A 12641-nucleotide genomic window follows, 5' to 3' on the forward strand; every position below is an offset into this window, starting at 1 on the left:
TAGCCCGCGATGGTGGAGGAGGATTGGTGCTGGCGGGCTGGTGGGCGATGGGCTGGCGGTGGGCTCGTCGGAGCTGGCGGACTGGCGGGTTCCTAGCGACGGCGCACGATCACGAGCGAGTCGAGCAGTGTGGACGCAGTGCCGTCGGGAGCTGTGGTCGCGCGCTCACGGGTCTCGCAGGCCTCGATCTCCCAGGCGCGCGCGTCGAGTTCGAGAGCGGCGAGGTCCTCCTCCGGCACCGGGAAGTCTCCGCCGTGACCCTTCGCCCAGGCCGGCGGCTCGGCGTGGGCGACCACCACGAGCCGTCCGCCCGCAGCCACGCGCGCTGCGGCTGCGCGAAGGATCCGCTCGCGAGGAAGCGCGACCGGGGACTGCAGAAAGCTCGCCGTGACGAGGTCGAATCCGTGCTCTGAGCTGTCGATGCGCGCGGGATCCTCGATCCAGTGCGCGAGGTCGGCCGCGATGAAGCGGGCGGAGGTCGCTCCGCGCTCGCGGGCCGCCGCGGTAGCGCGGACGGTTGCGGTCGCCGAGATGTCGATGCCGGTCGCCTGCCAGCCGCGCTCGGCGAGCCAGATCACGTCGCCGCCCTCGCCGCAGCCGAGATCGAGGGAGCGGCCGGGCGACCACTGCGAAGCGACATCCGCCAAGGTCGCGTTGACCCTGCCCGACCACACGCGATCCTGCCCGCCGTATCGCTTTTCCCAGAACTTCGCGGGATCGGCCGAGGCGTCGGGCTGTGAGGCGTTGTTGTGAGGGCCGTGCTCGTGAGAGTGGTGGGAGTGGGGCTCGGTGTTGGGTGAGTGTTCGCAGCTGTGCTGATGTGCGTTGCTGTGCTGATGCGCGCTGCTGTGCTCAGGCAAGGTCTTCCTCCACCAGCGCGAAGTTGGCCATCGCTCCCGCCATCACGCCCGCGCCCATGGCAACCGGCACCGTTGCGCCCGGGTTCACGACGTTGCCGGCGGCCCAGATGCGTGGGTGGCTCGTACGGCCGCTCGGGTCGACCGCGAGGAAGCTGCCCACGGGGCTCTCCGCACGGTCGAGGTCGAGGCCCGCGAGGAAATTGTCACGCGGCACGAGCTCTCCGGCGGTGAAGATCGCATCGATCGGGTGATCCGCCACCGCTGTGCGGACCGCGTCAATTTCGGAACCCTCGCCCACGATCTCGGTGACCGGCTCGTCGACGATCTTCACGCCGCGCGCTCGGAGGGCTCGCTCGGTTTCGGGGTCGAGGGCGCCGGAACCCGCGAGGGGGTCGCCGTCGAGGCCCGCGGTGAAGACGGTCAGATCGGAGGTCCACTGCGTGAGGAGCTTCGCCTGGTGGGCGCCCAGCGGGGACGTCGTGAGCACGCCGATGCGCTGGCCGCGGACCTCCCAGCCGTGGCAGTAGGGGCAGTGGAGCACCGTCGTTCCCCAGCGCTCGGCGAGGCCGGGGATGGGCGGCAGTGCGTCGGTGACGCCGGTCGCAACGATGAGGGTGCGGGCGGTGAGAGATTCGTCGGTGTCGAGTTCGACGGTGAGGGTGTTGTTCGCGCTGCCGTCGGTGCCGGCGCCGGTCTCGGTGTCGCGCACGCCGCGTACCTCCGCCTCGCGGAACTCGACGCCGTAAGCCGCTGCCTCCGCCCGGCCCCGCTCGAGCAGCACGTGCGGCGGGGTGCCGTCGAGCGCGAGCACATTGTGCATGTGGCCGGCGAAGCGGTTGCGCGGGCTGCCCCCGTCGATCACGAGCGTGCGCCGGAGCGAGCGCCCGAGTGTCTGGGCGGCGTTGAGTCCAGCCGCGCCGCCGCCGATGATGATGGCGTCCCAATGCTGATTGTTCATGTGGACCAGCATGCGGGCGGCGTGCAATACTTGCAAGCGAGTTTGCGATATTGGCAAGGAGGGCGCGATGGATGAGTTACAGCAGCTTGGCCCGCGACTGCGGAATGCTCGTCGAGAGCGGGGCTGGACGCTCGATGAACTCGCGGGGCGGGCCGGGCTCTCAGTGAGCACACTCTCGCGACTCGAATCGGGGAAGCGGCAGGCGAGCCTCGAGTTGCTTCTTCCACTGACGAGGCAGCTCGGGATCCGCATCGACGACCTCCTCGAGCCCCGGGACCGAGACCCGCGGGTGCGACGCAGCGTCATGCGCCGTGAGGGAATGGTTGTCGCGCCGCTGACCCGGGAGGAATCCGAGGTGCGGGCGTTCAAGATCACCTACGAGCCGCGGGCTGAGCAGTGCACCCCGCGGACGCACGAGGGGCACGAGTGGGTCTACGTGCTGTCGGGGCGGCTGCGGCTGCAGCTCGACGACCAGGAGCTCGTGCTCGAGCGGGGCGAGGCGGCAGAGTTCGACACTTCGACTCCGCACGCGATGCAGGCGGAGGGTGAGCGGCCGGCCGAGGTGATCAGCATCTTCAATACCGTCGGCGAGCGCCTCCACCTGCACAGCCACGGGGACGAGTGAGGGGGTCGGCGCTCGGGCGATCCGCCGCCATAACCACAACTACTGACCGGCCCAGGGGTTCTGCGAGGCGTTATTGCTCGAACGATTTCGCCCACTCGCGCACGCGGGCGGCGCTCTCCTCTTCAGACAGATCCTCGACCCGGGTCATCACCGACCAGCGCACGCCGAACGGATCGCGGATGCTCGAGAAGCGATCGCCGGAGACGAAGTCCGTTGCGGGCTCGCGAACCGTAGCGCCAGCCGCGACCGCGCGCTCGACCGTCGCGTCGACGTCGGGCACGTAGAGGCCCATCGAGTAGCAGTCGTCCTCACCGTTGGGCGCGGGCACGAGACGGGAGGCCTCCGTCGGCTCACCCACTTGGAGGTGACCCGATCCGAAATCGAGCTCAGCGTGCACCACGAGCCCGCCTATCTCTGTGACGTCGACGATGCGCGCGCCGAAGACATCGCGGTAGAAGTCGATGGCACCGGCTGCGTTCCGGATCGCGAGGAACGGGGTGAGGCTGGTCGAGCCGTGCGGGCGGCCGTCGGTAGTGTGCTCCCCGTTCGCCGCGCGAGAGGAGCCCTGGGCGTGAGATTCAGAATTGGTGTGCATGGGCCCAGCGTAAGATTGCGCGCACGGCGGGCGCTTGCAGATTCGCGCCAACTGCTCGCCGATGGGGTGGAGAGAACAGATGCTTGAGGATCAGCGAGGCGTGCTGTACCCCTCGCGCTTGCCCCGCTTCGATCGCGTGCCGCCCAAGCCCCGCGTCGCACACGCGGTGCGATGGTTCTGGATCCCCGAGTGGAACCTCCCCACAGGTGTCGAATCACGCCAGGAGGTGCTGCCGTTCCCCGCCTGCAACCTGGTGATCGACGCCGACGGCATCGAGCTCGTGGGGCCGCAGACCCGGCGATCCGAGCGCGTGCTCACCGGCAGCGGCTGGGCGGTTGGCGCGCTCCTCCTGCCGGCGGCGACCCTCGCGCTCGCCGAGAAGCCTTCGCTGCTTCGCGACGCTACGCACCCGGTCGCCGACCCCGCCCTGCACGCCGAGGTGGTGGCGGCGATGGCGGATCCCGCGCGGCCCGCCGACGAGCGGCGAGCCGACGCGGTCGCACGTTTCGCAGACTGGGTGACGACTCGAGTGCCGCCGACCCAGCTCGGGGATGAGGCGGAGCTCGCCAACCGGCTCGGCGTGCTCCTCGATGACCCGGAGATCACTCGTGTCGATCAGCTCCCCGAGCGACTCCACGCTTCCGTCCGCACGTTGCAGCGGACCGCCGATCGTGCGTTCGGGTTGTCGCTGAGCGGAATGATCCGCCGCCGTCGCCTCCAGGAGGCCGCCGCGCGTCTGCGGGAGCAGCCGGAGGTGAGCATCGCCCAGCTTGCCTCGGAGCTCGGATACTCGGATCACGCGCACTTCTCGACCGACTTCAAGGCCGTGCTCGGAGTTACGCCCAGCGACTACCGCCTGCATGCTTCGCGGTAGCGCGGCCCTTCGGAAGCAGGGCAGCGCGGGCGGGGGCGGGGACGGCAGGGGCGCGGGCGGGCGGGGGCGGGTCAGGCGCCGCCGAGGCGGCCCGTCAGGCGGCCGTGGAATTTGGTGCTGTGTTCGTCGAGGCCCTCGATCGACACCGTCGCGCCGTGCTTCGCATAGTGGGTCTCGATAGCGTCGAGCGCCGCAACCGTCGAAGCGTCCCAGATCTGTGCCTGGCTGAGGTCGATGACCACGTGCGAGGGATCCTCGGCGTACGAGAAGTGCTCGACGAGGTCGTTGCTGCTCGCGAAGAAGAGCGGCCCGCGCACCCGGTAGCGCACCATCGACTCAGCGCCCGGCGCAGCGGCTGACTCGGCGCCCGGTGCAGCACCCGGCTCGTCGCTCTCGGTCTCGACACGCGTCACCGAGATCACGTGCGCGATGCGCCGCGCGAACAGCACCATCGCGAGCAGCACCCCGGCGAGCACGCCATAGGCGAGGTTGCTCGTCGCCACCACGACCGCGATCGTCACCACCATCACGAGAGTCTCGGGGAACGGCATCCGCAACAGCGTGCGGGGGTGAACGCTGTGCCAATCAACTGTCGTCACGGCAACCACCATCATCACCGCGGCCAGCGACACCATCGGGATCTGCCCCATCACTTCGCTGAGCGCCGTGATGAGCCCCAGCAAGAACACACCGGCCGCGAACGTCGACACGCGCGTGCGCCCTCCGCTCGTCTTCACGTTGAGCACGGTCTGCCCGATCATCGCGCAGCCGCCGGTGCCGCCGTAGACCGCGCTAAGCATGTTCGCGATGCCGAGCCCCCATGACTCGCGCCCCTTCTTCGAGTGCGTCTCGGTGATGTCGTCGACGAGCTTCGCCGTGAGCAGCGACTCCATGAGCCCGACGAGCGCGACACTGATGGCGGTGGGCAGGATCAGCCGCAGCGTCTCCAGGTTCAGCGGCACCTCGAGCGGAGTGAACCCGGGCAGTCCCCCGCCGATCCGACCCTCGTCGGCGACGTTCGGAACCTGCAGCTGCCAGATCATCACGACCGCAGTGACGACAACGATCGCGACGAGCGGCGCCGGCACGACCTTCGTGATCCGCGGCAGCAGCAGCACGATCACGATGGTGACCGCGAAGAGGATCACGCCGATTCCCCCGCCGTGCAGCAGATGCGGCACCTGCGCCATGAAGATGAGCACGCCGAGCGCGTTGACGAAACCGAGCATCACGGAGCGCGGCACGTATCGCATGAGCCGCGCGAGACCCGCGACGCCGAACAGCACCTGGATGATCCCGGCGAGGAAGATGGTGGGCAGCAGGTACTCCGTGCCGTGCTCGCGGGTGAGCGGTGCGACGACGAGCGCTACCGAGCCGGCCGCCGCCGTGATCACACCCGGGCGACCGCCGAGAAACGACATCGCGAGCACGAGCACCACACTGGCGACGAGCGCGGTCATCGGGTCGACGCCCGCTACGACCGCAAAGGAGATCACCTCGGGCACGAGCGCGAGCGTCGTGACGACTCCGGCGAGCACCTCGCGCGGCAGGTGCCTGGGGTTGCGGAGGACGTCGGCGATGCTGCGAGGCAGCTGGGGTGCGGTCATGCGAAGTCACTCTCAAGAGTCGGGCGGCGCGGAATCGGCGTGTTCTCGCCCCAGCACTCTACGGCACGCAGCGCGCACCTCCCGGCTGACCACCCCGGCTGACCACCCCCGGCTGACCACCCCCGGAGACCCCGGCGATAGGCTCACGACAACGGCAGGGAAGGAACGCACCATGCACGACGGTTTTGCGAACGATGCCGGGAAGGCGCTCGCGGATCGGGTGATCTGCGGAGCGATCGGGGCGGATCGCTACGTGCGCCTCGCCGAGGGCGAGACGCACGAGCTGTAGGTTCCGGTAGCGGCTCCGCTCGCAGCCGAGCGGCTCAGCGGGTCGGCTCGCCGATCGAGAGCATAAGGCGGTTCGCCCAGTTGAAGAACGCACCCGCCTGGATCGAGTCCAGCAGCTCGAGCTCGCCGAGCCCGACCTCCCGGAGCGCGGCGACCTCGGCGGAACCGAAGCGGGGCGGCGTCGCGGTCAGCGCGACCGTCGCGTCGATGATCGCGTCGAGTCGCGGGCTGAGACGCGCGGTCACGCCCTCGTCGAGGAGGCGCTGCACCTGGGCGCGATCCGCCCCCTGCTCGGTGGCGAAGCGCGAGTGCACGGATGCGCAGAACACGCAGCCGTTGAAGCGTGAGGCGGCCGCGGCGGCGAGTTCACGCTCCGCGCGCGGTAGACCCGCATCCGTGTTGAAGAAGATGTCGAGGTCGGTGAGCGTGCGCTCGCGGAGCGCATCGGGGTCGCGGGCGAGCAGTCGGAAGTAGGGCATGTGCACGCGGTCGCGCTGCACGAGGGCGTCGTAGTGGTGCTCGGTGAATTCGCTGACGGGCAGGGGCTCGAGCCACGGCTTCCAGCCCAGCACGTCCTGCGTGAAGCGCGGGGGCTCGTCGACCAGGGGCGCATCGGGAAGCTCGTCCGAGGCGGGTGAGACTGCGGTCTGTGCGCTCTCACCGGCCCGCTCGCGCGCCGCCGTCGCGACCTCTGCGGCGAGCGCGGCGAGGTCGCGGGGCTGCGCAGAAGCGGCACCCTCAGCGGCGTCCGCACCAGCGGCACCCGCACCCGCTCTGCCCTCCGCGCCGAGATGCAGTCGCAGCTCGCGGAGCCCATGCGCGACGCGCAGCTGGAACGCGAGGAACGAGATGAGCTGCGACAGCGTCACGATGCCGGTCGTGCTCCACCCCGCCTCGAGCAGACGCCCGAGGCGCTCCCGACTTGCATCGCGCGGATGCAGCACGAGGAAGTGCGCGTGCTCGAGCGCAGCCGACAACCGGTCGCCCAGTGCGTACGCTGCCTCGACCGACTCGACCGCGTACTCCGGCCCGTCGACGCTCTCGGGCGCGTTCTCAGCGCGGAAGGCCCCGTACGGTCCCACCCCCGCGGCCCGACCGGCCTCCGCGACGATGAGCGGTTCGAGACCCGCGCCTCCACCGGTCTCGCGGAGCAGCGCCCCGTAGAACTCGACCGCCTCCGGCTCCTCGTGCAACCGCGCGACGAAGAGGGCGACCGCCGCCCGCTCCGGCAGTGACACCTGCGAGGCGTCGGCGGGCAGGAACAGCGCCTCGAAGCTGCCCTGGGCGTGCAGCCGCGCGTCGGGCCGGCGATCCCGAGCCGTATCGAGGGGATCACCGGGTGCGATGCCCGTAAGCGCGTCGATGAGATCCGCGGTTGCGGTGGCCTGCTCCGTCATGTGTGCTGCTCCTTCGTTTCAGATTTCCCAGTGACCCGAGGTGAGCGATGCTCCCGGGATCGCCTCGATGAGGCGCTGGGTGTAGGGATGCTGGGGGTTCGCGAACACCGCTTCGGCCGCACCGCGCTCGACCTGCTTGCCGCCCTGCAGCACGGTGACGGTGTCGGCGATCTGGCGCACCACGGCGAGGTCGTGTGAGATGAACACGTATGTGAGCCCGAGTTCGCTCTGCAGCCGCGCGAGCAGGCGCAGGATCTGGGCCTGCACGGTCACGTCCAGCGCCGATACGGCCTCATCGAGCACCACCAGCTCGGGCTCGACGATCAACGCTCGCGCGATCGCGACGCGCTGCCGCTGGCCGCCGGAGAGTTCACGCGGGCGGCGGGAAGCGAACTCCGGCGGCAGCGCGACGACCTCGAGCGCGTGCGCCACGCGGTCGGCGCGTTCGCCCCGGGTGCCGATGCGGAAGTTCTGCAGCGGCTCGGTGAGCGTCTGCCCGATCGTCAGCCGGGGATCGAGCGAACCGTAGGGGTTCTGATAGACCATCTGCGTCGTGCGCCGATACTCCCGGAGTGCGGCGCCACGCAACGACGTCACCTCAGCATCCCCGACCCGCACCGCGCCGGCGGTCGGCGCCGAGAAGCCCGCGACGGCGCGGCCGGTGGTCGTCTTGCCCGATCCTGACTCCCCGACAAGCGCGTGGGTCGAGCCGCGCGCGATCGAGAACGAGACATCATCGACGGCCACGAAGGCGTCTGCGCCGCGGCCGAACACCTGCCGGAGACCGGTCACCTCGACGAGCTGGGCTTCGGAAGCTGCGGAAGCGCCCGAAACGGCGCCGACCGCACCCGCGCCCGGCCCGCCCGCGACCTCGATCGTCTCCCGCTCCACCAGCTTGCCGAACGACGGCGCATCGGCCATGAGCTGCTTCGTGTACTCCGACGAGGGCTGCGCCAGCACCTGCGCCGCGGCCCCGGATTCCTGCACCTCTCCCCCGCGCATCACGACGACCCGGTCGGCCCGATCCGCCGCCACCGCAAGGTCGTGCGTGATGAACAGCACTCCAGTGCCCGTCTCCTCACGCAGCCGGTCGATGAGGTCGAGCACCGTGCGCTGCACCGTGACGTCGAGCGCTGAGGTCGGCTCGTCCGCGATGATCAGCTCGGGGTCATTCGCGAGCGCGGCCGCGATCAGCACGCGCTGACGCATGCCGCCCGAGAACTCATGCGGGTGCTGCTTCGCGCGCTTGATGGGATTGTCGATGCCGACCTGCTCGAGGAGACTGTGCACCCGGTCCTGCACCTCGCCGCGGCTCGGCTTGCCGTGGATGCGGAGCGACTCGCTGATGCTCTTGCCGATCGACTGCACCGGGTTCAGGGAGTTGCCCGGATCCTGCGGGATCAGGCCGATGCAGCGCCCCCGCAGATCGCGCCAGCGCCGCTCCGGGAGCCCGACGAGCTCGGTCGTGCCGAGCCGCCGTTCGTTGAGCGTGATGCTGCCCGCGGTAATGCTGCCGTTCGAGGCGAGCAGGCCGATGACGGACTGGGCGACCGTGGTCTTGCCCGATCCCGACTCTCCGACGACCGCGGTGACCTCGCCGGCACGCACCTCGAAGCTCACCCCGCGCACCGCGTCGACGTGACCCTGACGCGTGCGGTACTGCACCGCGAGGTCGCGGATGCTCAGGAGCGGTGCGGTGTGGGAGTGCTGGTGCGCGTTCGCTCGTGTGTGCGCGTTCGCTTGCGCGTTCATGCGGTGCCTCCGTCGCTGATCGCCCGGCTCAGGCGGTTGCTCGCGAGCACCACGAGCACCACGACGAGCCCGGGCAGGGCGGTGATCCACCACGAGGTGGCGATGTAATTGCGGCCCTCGGCGATGAGGAGGCCCCACTCCGGGGTGGGCGGCGGCGCACCGTAGCCGAGGAAGCCGAGGGTCGAGATCTGCAGGATCGCGGAGCCGAGTTGCAGCGCCGCGAGCGCGATGACCGCGGTCAGCGAGTTGGGCAGAATATGGCGCCACAGCACGCTGAAGAACGTGCCGCCCGAGCCATACGCCGCCTCGACGAACTCGCTCGCGCGAACGCTCACCACCTGCGATCGCGAGAGACGGGCGAAGACCGCGACCGACGTGACACCGACCGCGATCGCTGCGTTGGCCGTGCCGAAGCCGAGCAGGATCACAATGCTCAGTGAGAGCAGCAGAGTCGGGATCGCGAGGAGCACATCGACCAGGCGCATCAGAGCCTCGTCGACGCGACCACCGACCGCGCCCGCCGTGACGCCGATGATCGAGCCGAAAACCAGCCCCACGAGGACGGCGAGCAGCGCCGCGGTGATCGACTGAGACGCACCGTAGACCACGCGTGCGTAAAGATCGCGCCCCGTCGCATCGGTGCCGAACCAGTGCTCTCCGCTCGGTGCCTGCAGCGCGGGTCCCACCGTCTCGGCCGGGCCGACCGAAGTGAAGAGCCCGGGCGCGACGGCCCACGCCAGTGCGATGAGCAGCACGAGGGCCGGAATGAGGATGCCCGGTCGCAGGAGGGAGCGCCAGGCGCGCGGGCGGGGGTTGAGGCGAGCGCCTGTGGGCACGGTCTGTGCGGTGGGCTCAGCCCGCGCGGCCTCCGCGGCCTGGGCCGCTGCCGCATCGATGCCGCTCATGCGCTCGCTCCTCGGGTTGCGCGGGCCGACCGCTGCCGCAACCGCGCGTCGAGCACGGGGTACAGCAGGTCGACCACGAGATTGATAGTGACGTACACGACCGTCGCGATGACGACGACCGCGAGCAGCACGGGGGTGTCGCGGTTCGCGACGGCCTGCGCCGTGAGCGCGCCGATGCCGACGCGACCGAAGACCGCTTCGGTCACGATCGCGCCGCCGACGAGCTCCCCGAAGAGCAGGCCCGCCATCGTGAGCGCGGGCAACAGCGCATTCGGAGCGACGTTCCGCCAGAGCAGCCAGGCCGTGCTCGCGCCGCGAGCCCGCACCACCGCGACGAACGGCTGCGCGCTGACGTCGTCGATGCTCCGCAGCAGCACCTGCGCGAGCGGCGCCGCGATCGGGAACGCCAGGGTGATCGCGGGCAGAATCAGCGCCTGCACCTCGCTCGCCCCGATCGACGGCACCAGACCGAGCTGGAACGAGAAGATCTGAATCAGCACGATGCCGATCCAGAACACCGGGAGCGACACGAAGAGCGGCGGGAGGTTGCGGAAGAAGCGACGCAGCCACGACCCCGCGCCGTAGCTCGCGGTGAACGCGATGACCACCGCGAGAAACACGGCGAGGATCAGCGCGACCACTGCCAGCACGAGCGTCGACGGCAGCGCCTCGGCGAGCAGCGTCGACACCGCCGCGCCGCTCTGCACCGAGTACCCGAGATCACCGCGGAAGAACGCACCGACCGAGTCGAAGTACCGCACGAAGAACGGCCGATCCACCCCGTAGCTCGCCCGAATCTCAGCGAGCTGCTCGGGCGAGAGGCCCAGGTCGGGGTTACCGAACCGGGCCATGACCGCGTCGCCCGGGAGCGCCGCGAGCAGAACATACGCGGCGGTGTACGCGAGCGCGAGGACCAGGATCGCCTGGCCCACGCGCCGCAGCAGCGCCGACCTCGTCACTTGCCGAGCTGCACGTCGTAGAACGAGGGCCGGCCGATCGACTCGGTCGCGAAGCCCTGCACGGAGGAGAGCAGGCCGAAGACCTGGGGCTCCTCGAACAGCGGGAGCACGTAGGCCTTCTCGGCGAGGATCTGCTGTGCCGCAGCCGAGGCCTTGGCGCGCTCGTCAGCGGTCGGCACGGAGGCGACCTTCGCGAGTGCCTCGTCGAGTTCCGGATCCGCAATCTCGCCGCTCTCGGTGTCGAGGTTCAGCAGCGCATTGCGGTTGGTCGAGAAGAACTGCGACTTCAGCACGTCGAAGTCGGCGCGGCCCACCATGGAGTGGTACACCTGGATCGTGTCGGCGTCGAGGCGCGCCTCATCCTGCGCGGCCTGGTCGCCGGGGAAGAGCTTGACCTCGATGCCGAGCCCCGCGAGCTGCTCCTGGATGAGTGTGACGACATCCTTCGAGCGCGGCTGCGGCAGCGCCTCGTTGAAGGTGATGGAGAGACGCTCGCCGTCCTTCTCGCGGATACCGTCCGAGCCCGGCTTCCAGCCCGCCTCGTCGAGCAGCTGCTTCGCGCGGTCCGGGTCGTACTCGTAGAAGTCCGAGGTGTCTTCGTATCCGAGAGCCGTTTTGGCGAGGATGCCCGTTGCGAGCGGGTAACTGTCGGTGAAGAGCGTGTCGACGATGGCCTGCCGATCGACACCGGCGATGATCGCCTGGCGCACCTTGATGTCGTCGAGCGGGGCGTGATCGAAGCGGAAGCTGAGGCTGTTGTTGACGCCGTTCGTCGCCGCTTGCACGAGCTGCAGCTTGTCTCCGGTGAACTGCGCCTCGTCGGGAGCCGGGATCTGTCGGGCGATCTGAGCCTGTCCCGAGGTGACGGTGCCCACGCGGACGCTCGACTCGCCCGCGACGATCACGTCGATCGCGTCGAGGTGGGCGCGCCCCTGGTGCACGCGCGACTCGGGAGCCCAGTCGTAGTCCTTGCGGACCTCGAGGTCGGTCTCCTTGCCGATCTGCTCATCGGAAATGACGAACGGGCCGCTGCCGATGATCTCGGTCGCGTTGCCGGGGCCGAACTCCTCGTTGGTGCGGTCGAGCGTGCTGTTCGAGAGCAGGCCCGAGTTGATCGTCGAGGTCGCCTGAGCGAAACCGGGCGACGGCGCGGAGAATACGAATTTCACCGTGTGCTCGTCGACGACCTCGCCGTGGTCGTAGTTATTGATCGCTTCCGAGACGGAGAGCGCACGGTCGGTGTCGCCCTTGCCGAAGAGGTCGAAGTTCTTGACCACGTTCTCGGCGTCGAGCGGCGTGCCGTCGGAGTAGGTCACGCCCTCGCGGAGCTTGAACGTGTACTCGGTCGCGTCGGCGTTGACCTCGGGGAGTTCCTCGGCGATCCACGGCTCCAGCTCGAGGGTCTCGGGGTTCTGGTAGAGCAGGCGATCCGTCACCTGATTCACGATGCCGCCGTTCGGGTAGAAGCCGGCGGCCGGCGGGTAGAGCGTGTTCCAGGTCTGCGGCTCGAGGTATGTGAGCGTGCCGCCCTCCTGCGCCGCGCCACCCTCGGAGTCGCCTCCCGAGCTTGCCGAGCAGCCCGTCATCGCTACCGCGGCGACGGCCAATCCGGCGATCCAGGCGATCCGACGTGTCTTCATGATGCTCCTTGCTCTGTGCGCGTTGGCGGTTGGCGTTCGTCGAGCTGGTTCAGATCCGAACCAATTCCCACGCTATTGTTATGGATGACATAACAAATTGGAAATCGGCGGTGTCACGAAACTTCATGAAGCACGAGCGTCACATACGGAAACCTGTGTCGGTGAATGCTCCCTCCGGGGC

At 69.5% G+C, this 12641-nt stretch carries 11 protein-coding genes; 2 read left to right on the top strand and 9 right to left on the bottom strand.

Annotated elements, in window-relative coordinates; all coding sequences use genetic code 11:
* Nucleotides 1-92: 92 nt before the first annotated feature.
* Together WFH00_RS05975 and WFH00_RS05980 are read right to left on the bottom strand one after the other, a co-directional pair.
* Nucleotides 93-860, bottom strand: a complete 768-nt coding sequence (locus WFH00_RS05975) for a class I SAM-dependent methyltransferase (RefSeq protein WP_336659789.1) — start codon at nt 858-860, stop codon at nt 93-95.
* Entirely contained in the window at nt 853-1818 is a 966-nt protein-coding gene (locus tag WFH00_RS05980; protein ID WP_336659791.1) for an NAD(P)/FAD-dependent oxidoreductase, read from the bottom strand. Before WFH00_RS05980 ends, WFH00_RS05975 begins: the two co-directional genes overlap by 8 nt.
* A gap of 67 nt (nt 1819-1885) precedes the next feature.
* On the opposite strand from WFH00_RS05980, the gene WFH00_RS05985 reads away from it, so the two are divergent.
* A complete protein-coding gene (locus WFH00_RS05985; protein ID WP_336659792.1) occupies nt 1886-2443 on the top strand; it encodes a helix-turn-helix domain-containing protein in 558 nt (185 codons plus the stop codon).
* A 70-nt stretch (nt 2444-2513) separates the two neighbouring features.
* On the opposite strand, the gene WFH00_RS05990 is transcribed toward WFH00_RS05985, so the two are convergent.
* Nucleotides 2514-3038 (bottom strand): VOC family protein, encoded by a 525-nt coding sequence (locus tag WFH00_RS05990; protein ID WP_336659793.1) that lies wholly within the window; start codon nt 3036-3038, stop codon nt 2514-2516.
* Between the two features lie 79 nt (nt 3039-3117).
* Between WFH00_RS05990 and WFH00_RS05995 the strand changes: the two genes are divergently transcribed.
* Nucleotides 3118-3912: an AraC family transcriptional regulator gene (locus WFH00_RS05995; protein WP_336659794.1), complete on the top strand. Its 795-nt coding sequence runs from the start codon at nt 3118-3120 to the stop codon at nt 3910-3912.
* A 71-nt stretch (nt 3913-3983) separates the two neighbouring features.
* Here the strand turns inward: WFH00_RS05995 and WFH00_RS06000 are convergent, their stop codons facing one another.
* The 6 genes from WFH00_RS06000 to WFH00_RS06025 all read right to left on the bottom strand — a co-directional run bounded on the left by WFH00_RS06000 (nt 3984) and on the right by WFH00_RS06025 (nt 12460).
* Entirely contained in the window at nt 3984-5519 is a 1536-nt protein-coding gene (locus tag WFH00_RS06000; RefSeq protein ID WP_336659795.1) for a SulP family inorganic anion transporter, read from the bottom strand.
* A 323-nt stretch (nt 5520-5842) separates the two neighbouring features.
* Nucleotides 5843-7204 carry an alkylhydroperoxidase domain protein gene (locus tag WFH00_RS06005; RefSeq protein ID WP_336659796.1) on the bottom strand — a complete coding sequence of 454 codons (1362 nt, stop codon included), beginning with the start codon at nt 7202-7204 and terminating at the stop codon, nt 5843-5845.
* An 18-nt stretch (nt 7205-7222) separates the two neighbouring features.
* Nucleotides 7223-8956 carry an ABC transporter ATP-binding protein gene (locus tag WFH00_RS06010; RefSeq protein WP_336659797.1) on the bottom strand — a complete coding sequence of 578 codons (1734 nt, stop codon included), beginning with the start codon at nt 8954-8956 and terminating at the stop codon, nt 7223-7225.
* Nucleotides 8953-9861, bottom strand: a complete 909-nt coding sequence (locus WFH00_RS06015; protein WP_336659798.1) for an ABC transporter permease — start codon at nt 9859-9861, stop codon at nt 8953-8955. Before WFH00_RS06015 ends, WFH00_RS06010 begins: the two co-directional genes overlap by 4 nt.
* Nucleotides 9858-10820, bottom strand: coding sequence for an ABC transporter permease (locus WFH00_RS06020; RefSeq protein WP_336659799.1), 963 nt, complete (start codon nt 10818-10820; stop codon nt 9858-9860). The genes WFH00_RS06015 and WFH00_RS06020 overlap by 4 nt, the downstream gene beginning before the upstream one ends.
* Complete coding sequence (locus WFH00_RS06025) at nt 10817-12460, bottom strand: TIGR04028 family ABC transporter substrate-binding protein (RefSeq protein WP_336659800.1); 1644 nt, start codon at nt 12458-12460, stop codon at nt 10817-10819. The genes WFH00_RS06020 and WFH00_RS06025 overlap by 4 nt, the downstream gene beginning before the upstream one ends.
* Nucleotides 12461-12641 lie beyond the last annotated feature (181 nt).

It is taken from the genome of Leucobacter sp. USHLN153 (genome assembly GCF_037145615.1).
Taxonomy (GTDB): domain Bacteria; phylum Actinomycetota; class Actinomycetes; order Actinomycetales; family Microbacteriaceae; genus Leucobacter.